Annotated in this window: 14 protein-coding genes; 7 read left to right on the forward strand and 7 right to left on the reverse strand. The window is 42.9% G+C overall.

Annotated elements, in window-relative coordinates; all coding sequences use genetic code 11:
- Positions 1–18: 18 nt before the first annotated feature.
- The 7 genes from F1E73_RS05710 to F1E73_RS05740 all read right to left on the reverse strand — a co-directional run bounded on the left by F1E73_RS05710 (position 19) and on the right by F1E73_RS05740 (position 10,580).
- Positions 19–657, reverse strand: coding sequence for a hypothetical protein (locus F1E73_RS05710; protein ID WP_150451361.1), 639 nt, complete (start codon positions 655–657; stop codon positions 19–21).
- 4 nt (positions 658–661) lie between these two features.
- Positions 662–1,933: a hypothetical protein gene (locus tag F1E73_RS05715; protein WP_150451362.1), complete on the reverse strand. Its 1,272-nt coding sequence runs from the start codon at positions 1,931–1,933 to the stop codon at positions 662–664.
- 44 nt (positions 1,934–1,977) lie between these two features.
- Positions 1,978–3,111: a metallophosphoesterase family protein gene (locus F1E73_RS05720; RefSeq protein ID WP_150451363.1), complete on the reverse strand. Its 1,134-nt coding sequence runs from the start codon at positions 3,109–3,111 to the stop codon at positions 1,978–1,980.
- A 57-nt stretch (positions 3,112–3,168) separates the two neighbouring features.
- Entirely contained in the window at positions 3,169–4,386 is a 1,218-nt protein-coding gene (locus tag F1E73_RS05725) for a sialidase family protein (protein ID WP_150451364.1), read from the reverse strand.
- Between the two features lie 112 nt (positions 4,387–4,498).
- Positions 4,499–6,151 carry a SusD/RagB family nutrient-binding outer membrane lipoprotein gene (locus F1E73_RS05730; protein WP_150451365.1) on the reverse strand — a complete coding sequence of 551 codons (1,653 nt, stop codon included), beginning with the start codon at positions 6,149–6,151 and terminating at the stop codon, positions 4,499–4,501.
- Between the two features lie 20 nt (positions 6,152–6,171).
- The gene (locus F1E73_RS05735) at positions 6,172–9,573 is read right to left on the reverse strand and encodes a SusC/RagA family TonB-linked outer membrane protein (protein WP_150451366.1); all 3,402 of its coding nucleotides are present in this window, start codon (positions 9,571–9,573) and stop codon (positions 6,172–6,174) included.
- A 56-nt stretch (positions 9,574–9,629) separates the two neighbouring features.
- The gene (locus F1E73_RS05740; RefSeq protein ID WP_086476117.1) at positions 9,630–10,580 is read right to left on the reverse strand and encodes a PKD domain-containing protein; all 951 of its coding nucleotides are present in this window, start codon (positions 10,578–10,580) and stop codon (positions 9,630–9,632) included.
- Positions 10,581–11,135: 555 nt separating this feature from the next.
- Between F1E73_RS05740 and F1E73_RS05745 the strand changes: the two genes are divergently transcribed.
- The 7 genes from F1E73_RS05745 to F1E73_RS05775 all read left to right on the forward strand — a co-directional run.
- Positions 11,136–12,512: a PhoPQ-activated pathogenicity-related family protein gene (locus F1E73_RS05745; RefSeq protein WP_150451367.1), complete on the forward strand. Its 1,377-nt coding sequence runs from the start codon at positions 11,136–11,138 to the stop codon at positions 12,510–12,512.
- 102 nt (positions 12,513–12,614) lie between these two features.
- The gene (locus F1E73_RS05750; RefSeq protein WP_150451368.1) at positions 12,615–13,640 is read left to right on the forward strand and encodes a polysaccharide deacetylase family protein; all 1,026 of its coding nucleotides are present in this window, start codon (positions 12,615–12,617) and stop codon (positions 13,638–13,640) included.
- 232 nt (positions 13,641–13,872) lie between these two features.
- Positions 13,873–14,757: a bile acid:sodium symporter family protein gene (locus F1E73_RS05755; protein ID WP_086476114.1), complete on the forward strand. Its 885-nt coding sequence runs from the start codon at positions 13,873–13,875 to the stop codon at positions 14,755–14,757.
- 11 nt (positions 14,758–14,768) lie between these two features.
- Positions 14,769–15,908: a sialidase family protein gene (locus tag F1E73_RS05760; RefSeq protein ID WP_223883369.1), complete on the forward strand. Its 1,140-nt coding sequence runs from the start codon at positions 14,769–14,771 to the stop codon at positions 15,906–15,908.
- A 6-nt stretch (positions 15,909–15,914) separates the two neighbouring features.
- On the forward strand, positions 15,915–17,315 hold the full coding sequence (locus F1E73_RS05765; protein WP_150451369.1) for a neutral/alkaline non-lysosomal ceramidase N-terminal domain-containing protein: 1,401 nt from the start codon (positions 15,915–15,917) through the stop codon (positions 17,313–17,315).
- Between the two features lie 12 nt (positions 17,316–17,327).
- Positions 17,328–18,893 carry a hypothetical protein gene (locus F1E73_RS05770; RefSeq protein WP_150451370.1) on the forward strand — a complete coding sequence of 522 codons (1,566 nt, stop codon included), beginning with the start codon at positions 17,328–17,330 and terminating at the stop codon, positions 18,891–18,893.
- Positions 18,894–19,159: 266 nt separating this feature from the next.
- A partial coding sequence (locus F1E73_RS05775) for a helix-turn-helix domain-containing protein (protein ID WP_150451371.1) occupies positions 19,160–19,522 on the forward strand: 363 nt, incomplete at its 3' end.

Here is a 19,522-nt window from a genome sequence, read left to right on the forward strand (position 1 = left end):
TCTAGCGGCGTAGAATTTTCAGCGCCCAAGAAGACTAATTCCCATGGCCAAAAATACCATTACAAAGGAAACCAACGTAATGGGTGGTAGTCCGCCTATCCAATTGGCGGGAACCAACCAATTGTGATAGCCCACAAAAAAAAGATGAGCCCCTAACAGCAGTAGTAGTCCTAGAACAAATTTATTGGAGGTTAAAAACTTAACCAATTTTTCCTTTCCCACCACCCCATTTTTAAAACATTGATGGTATACCCCCAGCATTATTAAGCTAACCACCCCAGCCATCAAACTAAGGGATCCCCGTGCCGATAAGCTTCCATCCTCCACAAAAAACAGCTCAAAATAGCGCGGATTTAAAATTACCATACTCAGCAAAACATGCGCAATGGTCAGGAGTAGCCCTGAAATGCCCATCAGTTTCTTGGCAGATCTTGTAGCTAATATGGAGATTCCCATGCGAGATAAGGGGCCAAGGGAAACACATAATGACAAAAGGGTTATCCCAGCCAGCGATACACCTTTGTTTAAAATAAAAATTGGAAAATCTTTCCAGGGAACCTCCCCCAATAGGTGATATCTTAGAACGGCATATCCAATGGCAATAAACACCACAAGAATCATAAAATAAAAGCCATTACTTTCCTTTGTAGTCGTCATATCCTTAGTTTAATGGAAATCTATTATGTCCTCCCAAATCACCATGTACATGAATAGCTATAAATGCCAAAAGCGCCATAAAACTTAAACCTCCCAGCAAATAGTAAATCCACCTATCCATTGGCATAACTTTTAGTTTTCCAAATTGAATAGATGGTTGCTTAAGGCCTAGTAGTAGAAACAGCATCAAAATATTAAGGAGGTATAAGTAGTGAGTGACTTCTACCACCCCACCTAAAAGCCCTTTTACCAAAAAGCTAACTCCCGCATACGGAATCAATAAAATAAAAAACGTCCGGAATACCTGTTTATGGCCTATCTCCTCCTTTATTAATTGCCTACCCAATAAAAATATCATTAAAAGAAGCACCAGTGCAGCCACCCAGGTACTAGTAGTTGCCAGCTCCTCTACATTTGGCAAATCCCGTAATCGCCTAGTTAGGTGGTGATAACTAAGGGACTCCCTATAAACAATCAATGGTAGAAAAAGGGCAAGTATTCCAAATGAACTCCAGTTCTCCCACTTCTTTGGCCCTGGTATATCTTTAGGCCAAGGAGAGCTAAAGACCCCATAGGCCATTCCTAGACCTCCAAAAAATCCGATGCTATATTCCATCACATTCCACATATTAAAGGATAGCGCTGCGGTTATCCCTAGGATCTGCAGAAAATTACCGAATCCGAAACCTATACCCCCTCCTAACATGGAGAAGCATGCCACCCTGATGGGCGAATTTCTTTTTTCCCTAGCCATATGCCATAACATGGCTAAGCCAGCTCCAAGACAAACCGCCCATGCCTCGGACCTTGGAGGGGTCATTCTTATTCCTATCTGTACAATCAATAAATAATACCCTATGAGTCCGCCTGCTGCCATCTCTGCCATTAAGGCGCCCCATTTCACCCTATTTTCCCGAGTGGAATCTAAACTAAGTCCTACCAAGCCACCCCCCAGTAGCCCAAAGAGGCCTCCTATCAGGAACAACATCCCTAGGCCATAAAAGGCATTGATAAAATTGTCCGCTTTTCCATAGCCTACTATCATCCCATAGCTGATCATCCCGCCTACGCCCCAGCCAACGGCAGAGGCCAGGGCAACCACCATCATTTTCCGATACCAATCCTGGCGTTGGGAGACCAAGACCAAAGCAATACCTCCTATAGCCCCGGCCCATGCGGCCCCCTGTTCGTGCCCAAACTGTCCGCGAATAGCCCAAGCGGTTGCCAAGGCCATGGCTACAATAAGCATCGGGATCCTCCAGGTAGATGATTTCATATTAGCTAATTTATATTTCGTTTTTAGTTTTGGTATAGCACTATCTATGGTTCCATCACCATCCGTCTCTTCACTTCTACGGTCTCTATTTCGTTCCCGTCTATATCTGTCACCAAAAGCACGGCTTTATCCTTTTGAACCTGCACATTTACAAAGTGTTCTACCTTACTAAATTTCTCGGTTTCTGGAAGTTCAAAATCCACGTCGTACAATGGCGCTCCTGCTCCTGCAGAAGTAATGTAATGCACCCCGTTTTTAAACGCTCGGTGATAGTGGTGATCATGTCCGTTAAAGAAGACCTGCACCTTGTGTCTCTCGAAAATATCTCCCCAGAATTCTCGAGTCTTCTCGGCTTCGGCCTTCCTATTTTTCATAACGCTAAAAAGGGGTTTGTGTTGAAATATAAATACAAATCCCGCTTCCCTATTGAGGTCTAGCACTTTCTCTAACCACTTCTTTTGCTCCACAAAATAATCGGAGAATGCTTCTTTCCAAAAGGCTTCACTGTGTTCATCGGAAACGAATGTAGGTTGGGAAATTTCCTTGCCCTCACTGTCCAAAACTATCATCAAGGCATCCCCTACGGTAAAGTAGTAATACTTCTCATTATTGGGAAGATCAAAAAGATCGTAGTAGTAGGGGGAGTCTTTCTCGTGATTTCCCAGCACTGGGTAATAGGGGGTATTCCTCATTAACTCCTTATTTACCTCAAAAAAGGCTTCCCAATCTTCAATAGATCGCCCGTTGGATACCAGATCCCCAGAATTCACTATGAACCTCGGATTGGTTTCCATTATTTTGGCCACCACCTTGGCATGAACATCGTGCCTACTTCTAGAATCTCCGGTGACTGCAAAATTAAAGGGAACCATCTCGTCTGGATAGGTTGTTAGGGTGCCTTTGCCCTCGTCCGTTCCATCGTTTAGCACATCATAGCTATATTCCGTATTGGGCTTTAATCGGCCCAAATGGATCTTATGGTGTTTATATTCTGTTATGGTTTTTACATTTCCCTCTGGATCGGTTATGGTGGGTTCGCTTACCTTGGTAGACCAACAGATAGTGGCATCTTTGGTTCCCATTTGCTGAATATAGGGGCCGAAGGCTATTTTTCGGTTCTCCTGTGCCAACCCAATGACAGTGATAAACAAACAGGATAAAAAACAAATTTTCTTCATGATCTAAACTTTTTGATGGTTACTCTTATGCTATTTTTAAACTAATTTCCACTTCCCTTATTTCCCCTCCGTTTTTCCCTTTACCCATTCTGATGGAAACGCCACATGTTTTATGGTTTTATTTCCCGCTATATGATAGGAATAGGTAATATGGATAAAACCGTCCTTGGTTTGAATCATAGACGGATAGGAAAAGGATCCATTTTCATGTACCTCCAGATTTCGGGTCCACTTCCAAGTTTTCCCTTCATCCTCCGATAGGCTTACGGCTAGGCTAGACCTCCCCGATTCTAGGTCGTTGTAAACCATTATCCAATTCCCATTAGCAAGGACCAAGGTTTCCATACTGGTACCGGGATTAGGAATATTGGATTTAGAGGCAGGGGTCCACGTATAGCCATCATCCTTAGAGGTACTTTCCAATATGCGTCCGGGGGCATCCCCATTATCGCGCATATACGCTACAAGGCTACCATCTTTTTTTCGCACAATACTTGGCTGAATATTGCCATAGCCCACAATGGGCAGACTAGGTTGCCATGTGGTTCCTTGGTCATCCGATATCGCAATCAAGGATAAGTTGTAACCGTCCGAATAGAGAGGGAGCAAAATTCTCCCTGATGGCAATACGGTGGGATGTATCCGAGTCATCCATCCCGTCTCCTTTTTGGTTTTATCCTTGGCGGCCTCCAAGATCATAGTTTCATAATTGGGCGCGTATTCTGCCCAAGTGAGGCCTCGGGGAGGCATGGCCTTAAATTGCGTTTCTATGGTATTTTCAAATTTCTCATCGGGTTTTAACAGGATAACCTCCTGCCAATCCCAATTTGGGGCTCCCGATTTCAGGTAGTCGACAGCGGTTTTATATTTTAAGATAGAACGTTCCCATCTATTGGCCTGCACGACGATCCAGAACAAGAATAGCTTGCCATCCCCATCCACAAAAAGTACGGGGTTACAATCGGGCTGACCAGGAGTATCTGCCATAACAAAAGGCGCGCTCCATGCTGCGTGTCCTTTTTGTAAACGGGAGCCCATGATTTGTACATCATTGGCCTTGCGTTCCCCGGAACCTTGAAACCAGCAAGACAACAAATCCCCATTGGGAAGTGCTACTATGGAACTGGCGTGTACATGCTGACTTTGGAATGGGAAGATAAATTTTTCCTGTAATTTTTGCTTTTGGCCAAAAATGAAAAATGGAACTACAAGGCAGCATAAAAGACTTAGGATTGCTCGGGGTGTATTTTGGAAAGCTTCATTCAATTTCTTCATGAAAATTTGATATTAAGGACCTTACTGCGATCCATACATTAAAAAAGAGAACGTCTAAAAAGAACCAATCGTCTTCTTAGACCTCCCCTATTATGTTTAACAAACACTTTGATCAATATGGTTTTCCAGTTCCTTGCAGGAGCCAAATTTTAGACCAGGCACTATTATTACTGGTATCTTCTCCCTTAAACTGGGTGGCCTCTAACCTACCGATTGCAGCATCTGCATTCTCTGCATTGGTATCCGTCTCGTTTATGTGATAATAAAACCGTAATGGAAGCGCAGCGCGCTTGGAAGCTTCCCCCGTCTGCAGCTTGGGTAAACCAGTCCTCCTATAATCGAACCAGGCTTCTGCGGCAGCAGTCCAGCTGGCAATCCACTTCTGCTCTATTATATCCTCCAGGCCATTAAAAGGCGCCCCCGAAATATAATCTGAATATTCCGAGGATACCCCCCAGGTTTCAAAAGATTGCTTAATCCCTTCCTCATAATAATGCTGCGCACTCCCAGAAATCCACCCTTGTAGGGCTGCTTCGGCCAAAATAAAATTTACTTCGGCAGCCGAAAGCATCCGCGCCTTTAAAAGTGGGCCACTGGCTTCTTTATAAATATCATTTAGTTGGGACACATGGGGATTATAGGATCCCTGTTTAAACTCTTCTTTTAAATTAAAGGCCGGTCCCAAGGTCATAGCCGTTGGTAATCCTATATAGTCTTTGGCATAATTTACGGGTACCCCAACCACTTCCTCGTAAGCATCTACAATGTCTTGGGAAACATGTCGTTCCCCATCCAACATATAATCCGTACCCTCTGGGGCTCCTTCATCCAATACAAGAGGTATTCCTACTTTATTGGCCCAGACCCCTAGTCTTGGGTCATCCAAGGATTTTAAAACTTCCACTAAGGTTTCCGCCATTTTTATCCTAAAATAAGCCCCTTGGGTATCAGAATCAAACTTAGTATTGGTGGGCCATGAGTCGTTACCGGTATTACCTACATATGCCATTGCGGCATCATCCGAAGCGGTCTTTATCAGCGGGTATTGCTGCGGATTGGAAGTAATTCTCTTAATCCCTTCTTCTGCTAGGCCAGGCTCCTTTGCGGAGAGTCGCATATAGTACCTAAGTGCCAAGGAGTTGGCGAATTTTCTCCACTTAGCTACATTGCCTGCATAAAGAATATCTTGGGCGGGTTGAATTCCGAAATAGGCACTCTGATTCTTGGATAGTAAGGTATTGGCCTTGGCCAGATCTGCCAAGATTCCGACATAAATATCCTTTTGCGGATCGAAGGGCGATTTAAAATATTCACTTCCTTGATCCCCTTTAAGAGCTTCGGAATAGGGTGCATCTCCCCACAGGTCGGTTATCATTCCAAATAAATAAGCTCTCATTACCAATCCCACTCCTAGGTGAAATTCCAAGTTTTCATCTTCCGCCTTCTGGATTAAGGTCTTATTATTGGTAAGGGCACTATAAAATCCGTTCCAACTATGGGAATCATTCCCCCAGTCATAGGCGTTATGCCCACCAGACCATCCATCTTTTTGGGTGTGTTGCACTACCCCTGCTAGATCGCCAAATCCAAGGTTTAAGGTATTTTTAGCGGCGCTGGAAATAACGGTAGGCACCAATAAATTAGGCTCTACGGTCTCTGAACTTGCCTGGTTGGGATTCTCATTCAGCTCCTCCAATCCATGACAGGACACCAAGAGGGCAAGCCCTATAAACAATACAACTATTTTATTTTTTATCTGATACATGGTGATCATTGTTTTATTGATTAGAATGTGAAACCGACCTTAAATCCAACAGGGATTACCCAAGGGTCTACGTTATAGCGTTCTATCCCTTGCTTAAATTGAGTTCCTCTTTTATCTTTCCCGGATTCTGCCTGATACGCTCTTTCTGGATCTATACCAAAGGCGGAATCCTTGGTCCATAACATGATGTTTCTACTATACAGGGAGATATTCACAGCATATAGTCCTGTCTTGTCCAAAAATCTTTTGGGCAGATCATAGCCTAGGGAAATTTCCCTTAGTTTGATAAAATCTGCATCGAACATATGTGGGGTTCCAAAATCCCATGCATTGGCTACGGAAAAGGGGATGAAACTGGTACCTTCCAATCCGAGGTTCTCACGTTCTAAGATAAAATTGCCATTCTCATCGTGGTAACCTACCACCCCGGCATTAAAGACTCCATCGTATACGACACTACCTCCTAAAGCCTCTGGGAATCCGCCCTCTCCGGGAGGACCTCCAATAGAAATAAAATTCTCTCCGAAGATCAGTAGATCGGCATTGTCTAACACCCAATCCTTTAATTCTTGCCCAGTGGAAGAGATTCCTGGATTAATTAAATTATCCAATAATTGCTGACTATAGCCATCCTCGGTCATATATCTAGAGGTTTGGGACATATATTGGCCTCCAGAACGCCAATCTACCGTCAGGTTTAAGCTAAAGTTTTTATAGGAAAAACTACTTTGCAAGCCCATTATAAAATCTGGATTATAATTCCCCACTTTTACCCGCTCTTCTTCTGGCAACCATTCTGCATCTTCCCCTGTTCCCAGCATGGGATATCCTAAATAGGGAGAATTGGGATCGGTAACCCTTTTAATCTTTGGGGAATATAAATTACCTACCAAACCATCTTCCCCAGTGGCGGGATTGGCTACATACCCCCTAGATACACTTTTGTTATCACTCCAGAATTCGATATAATCTATCCCCTCTGCTAGCGCTATAATTTTAGACTCATTCGTAGTAAAGTTTAGGTTAACATCCCAGTTTATATTGGCTGTCTTTATTGGAGTAATACCCAAGGAGAGTTCGTACCCCTTACTTTCTAGCACCCCAGCATTTATACTAACACTGCTATAACCCGAGGAACCCGGAATGGGAACACTGGGTACAATTTGGTTTTTATTTTCCACCGTGTAATACGTACCATTAAATCGCACTCTATTATCAAATAGGGAGAGGTCTACTCCAAATTCCTTGGAGGTAGCCTCCTCTGGCTCTAAGCTAGGCGTACTTAGTCCGCCAGAGGCGCTGTACAAAACCGCATTGTCCCACTGTCCTGCGTTGTTATAATAGGCGCCCAATTGGTACGGACTGGTATCGTTACCAACCCTAGCCCAGCCTCCTCTTAACTTAAGAAGATCTACCTTGGGAATTTCGATCAATTCACTTAATAAAAAACTCAGGGATGCGGATGGGTAAAAATAAGACCTATTATTCACCGGCAGGGTACTAGACCAATCGTTTCTTGCGGTTACATCTAAGTATAACATATCTTCATAGCCTATATTTGCCAGTCCGTATACACTATTGATGCCACGCTCACTTAAAAAACTGGAATAGACCAAAGCAGAAGGGGCAATATTTTTTACCGTAAACAGATCGGGTACGATAAGACCTACTCTAGATGCGGCCGAATTGCTAATGCCGCTGCTTTTTTGGTACATTAGATTTCCACCTCCGGAAATACGAATATCAAAAGCATCAAAATCCTTGGCGTAGGTAGCCAGCAAATCCACATTGGTCTCTACCCCGTCCGATTTGGCAATACCATAGGTTCCATTGTTGGATTCCCTACTATAACCAGGCGACATTTTAGTTTCCTGGGTTTGATTAAAGCTATTGAGGTTATAACTTGTCCTGATATTGAACTCTGGACTTATTTGCCAGTCTAGCGCCATATTCCCAAAAATCCGATACCGGGAATTGCTATTGTTTACCTCATGTGCCAAAAAATAAGGGTTGTTGTAGTCCTCAGAAATACTCAGCACATCCGTACCTGGCAGGTCATAATCCTTTAGGCTCATTAAATCTAGATTGGCCGGCATATTATACGCCCATTGTAAGGGATTGGCCCCTCTGTTGGAGGCTGGCCTATTATCTGAAAAGCTATGCACCACATTTACATTGGTACTTATAAGGAGCTTATTGTTTAAATTGGAAGATGCAGAAAGGGAAAAGCTGTTTCTGTTGACGTCCGAATTGGGAATAAGTCCTGTATTCTCCATATTGGTAACCCCCAATCTATAATTAATAACCTCGGAGCTATTGGTTACCGTAAGGCTGTTAGAGGTAGTAATACCTGTCTGCACAAAATTCTTTACGTTGTTGGGATAGGATCTTAAGGGAGTTGGAATACGCACTCCATTGGCATCTGTGGGAGAATCCCATTGGATGGCAAAATACCCCTTGTCCAATTCCGGGCCAGAATTTCCTCCAGACAGGGAGATTTCGGGCATTATATAGCTTCCTCCCTGAGATTCTGGCGAGAAGGAAAAATACCCCGATGCAAATCGCGTTTGCTGTTTTAAATACCTATAAGGAACATCAAAAACGGTACTGGAGGTAAAGGAAACCTTCATCTTTTCCATATCCCGTGCCTTCTTGGTAGTAATCAAAACCACGCCGTTCCCTGCTCTAGAACCGTACAGCGCAGCTGCACTGGGACCTTTTAGGATACTTACATCCTCTATACTCTCTGGGTCTAAATCCGAAATGGCATTTCCGTAATCTACCCGGTTATCGCTCCCAAAACCACCTACATTATTAACCGAGTTGGCTATGGGCACCCCATCTATCACAAAGAGCGGCTGATTGTCCGAGCTTAAGGAAATAGCTCCCCGGATTACCATACTCACAGAGGATCCGGTACCCCCTGTAGCATTTAACGTTACCCCGGCCACTTTTCCAGACAAGGAGTTTAAAACATTCTCTTGGGCCACACGGGTTAGTTCTTCTCCTGCTACATTTTCTACGGAATATCCCAAGGATTTTTCAGATCTTTTTATCCCTAGGGCCGTTACCACCACCTCATCCAAGGCCTCCGTACTGGTTGCCAATGGAACATTGATGGTAGTCCTTCCATTTACCGCAACCTCGGTGGTTTGAAAACCAAGGTAGGAAAAAACCAAGGTGCCATTTGCATTGGCCAAATTAATTTGGTAGTTGCCATCAAAATTGGTGGTTTCCCCTTGGGTAGTCCCTTTCACTAATATGGTTACCCCTGGCAAGGGCATTCCGTCATCCAAAGAGGTAACAGTTCCCGATACGGTATGTTGTCCGGACTGTGCGGTTAGCAAGGCTGTACACAACAGCAGCAGCAGCCCCCCCATTTGTTTAACTATCGGTTTAATATAATTTAGACGCATGTTCATAAAATTGCTTTGTGGTTGGTTAATTATTTCTGATCTTCCAAAATGGTCTAGGAAGATTAATTCACGACTTCGAAGGTGAGCACTAGTGCATGGGTGTTTACCCCAATGGCATCCGTGGAAGCCGCCATGAACATGACTACTCGCATTGAAGTATCCTTAATTTCCTGAACGATTACCTTCCGTTGAAAATCCATAAAGCCCAAAAACTCGGTTCCTGAAAAGTCTAGGGTGCTTACCCCATTAAAGGTTATAGTACCCTCCGGGCCATAAACGGAAGAAACGGTGAAGTCCTCTTTCTCCACATAGGTAAAAGTAGCCGTCTCATCTGGTGTATAGGCTCCGGTACACAATCCAAAACTTTGGTTAGAACTAGGATTTACAATACCCGCTCCACCCGTAGTAACAAATTGATAAACCAGACCACTAAAGGCAGCCCCATCGGCTTTTACATCATGGCCGTAACTACCGTCAAAATGAAATGTATATTCGTCCTCATATACTTCTCCAAGCCCCAATCCGGCTCCCATTATTCCTGCTGGCAATGGTTTTGGCGCTCCAGGAAATGGTGACAAGGTAGCGTCTGCATTGGCAAAATAGTCCGAATCTGAATGGCTACTTGCCAATTTCCAGGTCTTCCCATTCTCGGCCGTTGGTCCGCCCGTAAGCAAAATATAGGGGGTTAAATCCACCGCCAAACGAATTTCCTTGTTTACCGTACTTCCATCGGCACCGGTAGCAGTTAGGGTAGCGGAGTAGTATCCTCCCGAGGCATAGGTATGTACGGGATTTTTATCGGTACTGGTATTGCCATCTCCAAAATCCCACATCCAAGAAACAGCACTGTTGGTCAAGCCCTGAAATGCTACCTTTTTCCCCTTAACACTGTGAAAGATATCTGCGGTAAGCGGTAAACTTTCCCTATCCGAATCGTCCGAGCTACAAGAAAACAACGTCAGCATAAGGGAAGAGAGCATTCCAATTAATACTCGTGTGTATTTTTTTTTCATAGGTAGATATTTATTGTTTTTTAACGGACGTATGTAATGCGCAGATCTTAATTCGTAGTTGCGAACAGTTTTCGATAGTGCTCATTTCATAGGTCGGCCTTTTAATTAAATATTTGGTTGGTTTATATTTAGTCCTACGCTTGGAGCCCTTTAAGCCCCACATATCAAATCCCCAAAAAACAATCCCTTAAATAGGTTATCCTCAAATATATACTTAATTTTTTCGGTATAATTCAGCTATTTTATTAATTGTGCATTAAATATTAACCCTCGATTTAAATATTTAAATATAATTTTACCAAAAAGGGCAATATTCTAATTGTGAAACCTTATTTCAAGATATCACTTTTTAGGCCTATATTGTTAAGGAATAGCATAATACAAACGATGCAGCTTAATAAGAACGCTTGCAAAAATTAACTGGCTGGGTTTAGCAACCACAGGGCAGTACTAGAAAATTTCAGCTTATTCTATGGCGTGCTGTAAGGCAGCTATCACGGCATTCCAATACCAAATAGATAGCGTAGGAAAAACACATAACTTATAAATACCACCATGAAAAAACACCTTCTTTTATTGCTCTTTATGGCCCTCATCATGGCCTGCAAAGACCATCCAAAAAATCTGGCAGAAAACAAGGTAATAAATGATCCTATAACTCCGGAAACTGCATTAAAAAGCTATTTACACAATAACGACTCCCATTATTCCTGGGAGTTACGTGACAGCTACCAGTTAGGGGAATCTTCCGTATATGAGCTATTACTCACATCCCAAAAATGGCGCGATTTTATTTGGACCCATCAGCTCACTTTATTGGTACCATCAAAGGTAGACCATGATGGGGCATTATTATTCGTTACCGGAGGAAGCGTTAAGGACGGACTCCCCAAGTGGTCTTCTAACAAGGAGGATAGCAGGACAAAAAACTTTAAAAAGATCGCAGAAGAGAATAATGCAATGGTTGCCATCTTAAAACAAGTTCCCAATCAGCCCTTATACGATGGCTTGGTAGAAGATCAACTAATCTCTTTCACCCTGCACAACTACAAAAAGGACAAAGATCTTACTTGGCCACTACTATTCCCTATGGTAAAGAGTGCCGTAAGCGCTATGGATGCCGTGCAGGAATTTAGTAAGGCAGAGTTAGAACGGGACATTAACAGATTTATCGTTTCCGGTGCTTCCAAAAGAGGATGGACCACCTGGTTAACAGGCGCACATGACAAGCGGGTACAGGCTATAGCGCCCATGGTTATAGATGTGCTTAATATGCCCGTTAGCCTAGATTATCACCTGGTGGTTTGGAAGGAGTACAGTGAACAGATTAACGATTATATACAATTGGAGATTCCCCAAACTGTACGTTCCGAGGATGGTAATGCCATTACTCAAATGGTAGATCCCTATTCCTACAAAGATCAACTGAGCATGCCCAAATTGATCTTTATAGGCACCAATGACGAATATTGGCCTGTAGATGCGGTTAAAAATTACATCAATGATATTCCTGGTGAAAACTACCTTCATTATGTTCCCAATGCGGGCCATGATTTAGGGGGCGGGGCACAAGCTTTTAGGGCATTAAGTGCTTTCTGGGGAAAGCTATTGAACGATAAACCGCTAACCCAATTATCCTATAATATTACCTCCAGCAAAGAATCGGCAACCTTAACTGTAAGCACTGCAACAGAAAATTTACACAACGCTTATTTATGGTCTGCAGATTCCGACGATCGGGATTTTAGGGATGAGGAATGGACGCCTTTAAAAATTGATATAACGGATCCTAAGAATATTTATCACCTTATCCAATTTCCTGAGAAAGGATATAAGGCGTTTTATATGGATTTAGAGTATAAAGATCTCCACGGGGATTTATATACCAAAAGTACTAGGATGTATGTAGCGGATACCAATGAAGTTCTATAGGATTTAGTACGCCAGCCATAGATACCTGGACCGCGTTAATAAATGGCCTCTTTAAGGGATAAAAAACCAATCAACAACAATTAAAACCAACCAACCTGTATTATGAAAAACTTACGTTTACCTAGGGTACTACTACCCCTATTCTTTTGGGCATTTTTACTGGGATGCGGAGAAAAGAAAAACACCAAACAAGCAGTCTCCGAAACCTTGGAGACCGAGGAACAACAGTTGGAAACCAACAAAAATTGGGCAGAAAAATTAGGTTGGCCAGCAGGAAAGAAAGTCATAATGCTACATGCCGATGATATTGGTATGTGCCCAGAAGCCAATATTGCAGCTAAAGCTCAACTAAACAGTGGCCAAATACAATCGGCCGCAGTAATGGTCCCCTGTCCTAATGCCGAGGAGTTTATAAACTGGGCTATAGAAAACCCAGAAATGGATATTGGGCTGCACCTTACCCTTACCAGCGAATGGAAGGAGCACCGTTGGGGTCCTATTACCAATCCCGAAGCAGTCCCAGGCTTATTGGATCCCCATTCCAAATTATGGCGTAGCGTAGCCCAAGTAGTTCAACATGCGACCGCTGAGGAAGTGGAAAAAGAGATTCGCGCTCAAATAGAACAATCCTTGTCTTGGGGACATACCCCAGATCATATAGACACCCACATGGGTACCCTATATGCAGATCCCAGTTATGTGAAAGTCTTTATTAAGGTGGCAGAGGAATATGGCATACCAGCCAATATAATTGATATCTCTAACCCAGAGGTATTAGCCATCTTTAGGGAGCAAGGCTATCCTTTAGACGAGGTTGTTGTGGAAATGATTGCAGACTACAGCCTTCCTAAACTAGACTTTTTCACCAGTGCACCTAAGGCCAAGTCTTACCAAGAAAAAGTGGAAAACTTTAAGGCGCTGATATCGGGCTTGAAACCTGGCCTTACAGAAATTATCTTTCATCCTTCGGTGGAAACGGAAAATCTAAAGGGTATTACCAATTCCTGGCAAGAAAGGGTGTGGGAGGCCAAAATGTTTGGAGACCCAGACCTCATAAATTTCCTGGAAGAAGAAGAGGTGATTTTCACGAACTGGAAGGAAATAATGAAACGGTTTAAAGAGCTATAGTATTGAGATAGACCATAAGCTTAAGGGGAATTGTATTGCCATATATCGACTATCCTAGACCCTGATGTAAATTGAAGTAAAGCCTATAGCACGACTAAAAGGCAGTCAATATTTGATGCATTTCGCACAATATTTACGAAGCAATTCTACCTTTAAAAAGGTTTATTTGGAAAAGTGGATGTTATGCCATCATGAAAATAATAATCAATAATTAAGATTGTAACAATTAGTTATGAATACTACTTCTGGAATTATTCTCGCCATTTCACTTATTATTATCATGTTTGGGATGGGACTATCCCTAAGTCTTTCAGATTTTAAAAGAGTATTGGTATATCCCAAGGCAATGATTATAGGGCTCTGCTGCCAAATTATATTATTGCCTTTGCTAGGCTACCTCATCACCCTCTATTTAAATCTGTCCCCTACTACAGCCATTGGCGTAATGTTATTGGCGGCTTGTCCAGGCGGCCCCACTTCCAATATGTTGTCTTATTTAGCCAAAGGAGACCTAGCCCTATCGGTGTCCCTAACGGCGGTTTCTAGCATGCTCACCATACTTACCATCCCGCTTATTGTTCAATTTGCTTTAGTGGAATTTGCCAACCAAAGTGTAGCGGTTTCCGTAGATGCGTTTACCATGGTATTGCAGTTATTGGTCATCGTAATTATCCCCGTAGGAATTGGCATGTGGGTAAAGGGAAAGTTTCCCTCCTTCGCCCAAAAGATGGAAAAACCCGTAAAAATTGCATCGGCCATTATTTTTATATTGGTAGTTGTTGGCGTCACCTTAAGTATTAAAGACGTTTTTATGAGCTACTTAAAAGAAGCGGGCCTACCCGCCATTCTACTAAATATCAGCACCATGACCCTAGGCTTTCTTTTTGCATTGGCCTTTAAATTATCACGGCCGCAGGCGATTAGTATCTCCATAGAGACTGGGATACAAAACGGAACCCTAGCGATAACGCTCGCCACCATAGCACTGAATAATGCCGAATACTCCATAGTCCCGGCTATCTACGGACTACTAATGTTTGTAACCGCTACGGTTATTATATTCTTAAGAAAACCTCTTGGGGTAAAAGACCAACCAAGTTTGGATAAACAAACCTAACCTTTACGAAAATGACTCAAAAAAATTACCACGCTTTTGTGAGCTTCCTTCAATTTAAAAAGCCCTCTTTTTTAGGATCCCTATTCTTTTTTTCTACCCTACTCCTTGTATCTTGTAAAGAAAAAATGGAAAAATTACCGCAAGTTATTCCCTTGGAGCATCCTACTATTGTGGAGCAGGAGTTTGTTTACGAATTAGAGAAGGCACTTACTCCAGAATGCCACGCCTCTACCGTAGCGATAAGCAATGGTACTGTGGTTGCCTCTTGGTTTGGAGGCACCAAGGAAAAAAACGACGATGTTGGGATTTGGGTATCGCGAAAAACAGGCCAATCTTGGTCTTCTCCCGTAGAAGTGGCCAACGGGGTGCAACCCGATGGCTCAAGATTTCCTTGCTGGAATCCGGTTTTGTTTAAGCCTAAAGGACAACCCTTGATGCTGTTTTACAAGGTTGGTCCAGACCCAAAATCTTGGTGGGGACTCTATATGACCTCAACGGACAATGGACAAACATGGTCTGCCCCCGTTAAACTCCCAGATGGCGTGTTGGGACCTATTAAAAATCAGCCTATACAACTGGCCAATGGAACTATAATATCCCCTTCCAGTACGGAAAGTGATACCGATGGATGGCAGATACATTTGGAACATAGTAGTGATGGCGGCAAAACTTGGAACCGTACGGAATCCTTGAATGATGGGGAAGAGTTTGGAGCCATACAACCCACAGTATTAAATTACGGTGATGGAAAACTACAATTATTGAGTCGCACTAAAAATAGTGTTGTTTCCCAAAACTGGTCTGAGGACTACGGTAAGACTTGGGACAAAATGACGGCCACGGAATTACCCAATCCAAACTCGGGCATAGATGGGGTAAGCCTACAGGATGGTCGTCAATTGATAGTGTACAACCCCACTGGAAAAAACTGGGGAGACCGGGTTCCTTTAAGTTTAGCCCTATCTACCGATGGTAAGCACTGGGACCGGGTACTGGATTTGGAACCACTACGCAAAAACACCGATAAGGAAGGCGAAGAGTACTCCTACCCTACCATGATACAAGCCGAAGATGGTATGGTTCATATTGTGTATACCTGGAACAGGAAGACGGTAAAGTATATAAAATTAGATCCCAGTAAACTGAAATAACGCTTGATGAGAAAATGGGGAAAGGTATTGCTAAAACTATTGGTGGGCCTACTGTTATTACTGGGGCTGAGTTTCTATTTCGCCACTACTACCGTAGATTCCACGCCCTATTTTGAAACAACCTATTACCAGAACACCATTGGTAAGCTAGAATTGGCGGCAAAGAACAGGACCGATGCCCAAGGCCCCCTTTTTGCCGGATTTGCCAAAGTGAATATTACCCCCACAATAGTGGAGGGAAACCCCAATCCGAAACAAGGTATATTCAGCGAAATAAAACTGGCCGGATATGGGGACGGAAAAATTGCCAAGGGGGTGCACGACTCTATTTATGCAAAGGCCATTGCTTTAGAGGTGGGACAGAAAGAGGTGGTGTTAATCAGTGCCGACCTACTCCTTATGCCAGAGCCCATAGTTATGGCAGTTTCGGAAAAATTAAAGAATGTAATTACTCGGGATCAATTATTTTTTGGGGCAACGCATACGCATTCCAGCATAGGGAACTGCCTTCCCAGTTACGTTGGGGAAAGTTTTGGAGGAGAATACAACCCAGAAATGGTAAGCTGGTTGAGTGATAAATTGGTATTACTCATAAAAAAGGCTCTTGCAGACAAGGAGCCCAGCAAATTCTCATCGGGCTACATTAAGGTTCCCAATTTAGTGAGAAATAGGATCATCGGGGAACCGGGGCGAGTAAATGATAGGTTAGAGGTGCTATCCTTTATACAGGACACTGGAAAAAAGGCAACTATTGGGATCTATGCCGCCCATGCCACGGTGATAAGTCCCATTAACGATGCTTTTAGCGGGGATTATCCCGGGTATTTTCAGCGGCATTTGGAAGCGAAAGGAACAGATCTGGCGCTTTTCTTTGCTGGTACCGTAGGTAGCCACTCTAACAAAGGGGAAGGTGAAAAGTTTGAGAAAGCAAGATTTATTGGGGAAACCCTGGCCGATTCCGCACAAGTAGTCCTCCGTAGATTGGAATACGATCCTCAGGTGCACCTATCCGCTATCAGCACAGAACTGGAAATTCCGAAACTACAATTCTTTAAGATTACGGATCGCTTGCGATTAGCCCCCTTTCTAGGGAGAAAATTAATGCCCAACATAGCGACTATCCCCCTGCAGGGACTACAATTAAACCACCTTGTTTGGATTACGCTACCCTACGAATTAAGCGGGGAATACGGTTTAGATCTTATAAATGCTATGGAAGTAGCCGGTCATCACATGGTATTGAGCAGTTTTAACGGACAGTATTTAGGGTATATCACACCGGCAAAATACTACTATTACGATTCCTACGAATCGGGCCTCATGGGATGGTACGGTCCCAGCATGGGAGACTATCTAATGGAAGTCAATTTTAACATGGCCAATACCCTTATCCATTCCAAATTATAAAACCGCAGTATCATGAAGGTTTTGAAAAGAATATTGAAATCTTTGGGGATAGCACTACTTCTACTCCTAGTTATTGCAGCTTCTATTTCGCTTTATAATTGGCGGGACCGTCACCCGGATTATTCCATAGATATAAAAATAGCAAACAGCACCCCCCAACGCCTTAAGGCAGGATTTGCAAAAAGACCCATAACCCCTACAATTGTAGATACATGGAACGATGCCAATGGCAATAACAAATACCATAAGAAGGAGGGGGACACCTATAATGACAACAATAATAATGGAAAATTTGATGCCTATTGGATAGCAGGTATGAGCAATGCCAAACCCGCACAAGGGATCCATGACGACGTTTGGTCTAGGGTACTAGTTATTGAGGATAACAATACAAGAATTGCCCTAGTTTCCTTGGATGCCATAGGCTTTTTACACGGCGATGTGGTGGATATTCGAAAGCGTCTTCCCAAGGAATTAGGAATAGACTACACCTTAATTGCATCTACCCATACCCATGAAAGCAACGACCTAATTGGGATTTGGGGAGAAAACATTTTCAAATCCGGGGTAAATCCTGAAATGTTGGAATACGTTAAAACCCAGACCGTGGCTGCCATCACCGAAGCAGTGGGCAAACTTCGCAGGGCCAAGTTGGTATTTGCGGAAGACCTTTCCGGGGCCGATGGAAAGTTTATGAAGGACACTAGAAAACCCATTGTAAAGGCCACGGGAATTCACTTAATGCAAGTGTTAGATGCCGAAAACGATACCACCATGGGCACCCTGATAAATTGGGCCAACCATCCAGAAACACTTTGGTCCCAGAACCTCTTGATAAGCTCAGATTTCCCCCATTTTATAAGAGAAGCCTTAGAGAATGGGGTGTATCATAAGGGTCAATTAATGGAGGAAGGTCTGGGCGGATTGGCCATATACTTCTCGGGTGCCCTAGGCGGACTCATGGCGCCGCACCCTTCCCTACCTATTCCTGATCCCTATACTGGGGAAGAATATTTGGAACCCACCTTTAAAAAGACAAAGGCATTGGGAGATCAAATAGCCCTCCTCTCCTTAGCGGCACTAAAACAAAAGGGAGACACCATAACGGAGAGCTATCTATCAATAAGGGCAAAGACCCTGTCAGTTCCTGTGGAGAATAACACCTTTAAACTTGCCAGCGCTATTGGCCTTATAGATATGGGGATGCCTAAATACTTTAAAACTAGAACCGAAGTTGGGGCCATAAGAATAGGTCCCAGCCTCTGGCTAAGTATACCCGGGGAAATATATCCGGAGATTGTATATGGAGGCATTGAAGCGCCGGCAGGTAGGGATTTTGATATTCAACCTCAAGAAATTCCCCCTTTAAAAGATTTTATTAAGACCCCCTACCAATTTTACCTAGGACTCTCCAATGACGAGATTGGATATATTATTCCAAAAAGCCAGTGGGACGTAAAGAAACCCTATCTCTATAATGACGAAAGGGCCACTTATGGGGAAAGCAATTCCCTGGGTCCGGAAACAGCTCCCATAATTTATAAAGCCTTAAGGGAAGTGATTCAGGAGTTGAATTAACACTACCGATTAGGCTCTTTTTGAAAACCAATGTTAGTCCCACTGACGGATAACTTTCTCTTCCAAAAGCATATCATATCGAATTAACAGTAGGTTTACATTTACATAAATCAGAGGATCAATAGCCTATCCAATCATATACAAAACATGATGAATCATAGGAAAAACAAGGTTCGGACACTAATGACGCAAGAATGACATAGTAAAGACGCTACCAATTTGAGTAAACCAATATATATTTACTTCAAATTGAGAAACCCATTAAAATGAACAATTTGAATTTAGGACAAAGAGTAAAAGACTTAAGAATTAAAAAAGAAATGTCCCAAGAAGCTTTGGCAGAAGAATCTGGCTTAAGCTTAAGAACAATCCAAAGAATTGAAAACAATGAGACGACGCCTAGAGGAGATACGCTAAAAAAGTTAGCGATTGCTTTAGAAACTTCGCCCGATGATCTCGTGGACTGGAAAATACAGGAAAATCAAAACTATTTGATAATCATGAGCCTTTCTGCACTTGGATTTTTATTTTTTCCAGTACTGGGAATTATTATTCCATTAATCCTGTGGATTTTCAAAAAAGACAAATTGAAACATGTAAATGAATTGGGGAAGTCCATGTTGAACTTT

Source organism: Arenibacter lacus (assembly GCF_008711145.1).
In the GTDB taxonomy this organism is placed as follows: Bacteria; Bacteroidota; Bacteroidia; order Flavobacteriales; family Flavobacteriaceae; genus Arenibacter; species Arenibacter amylolyticus.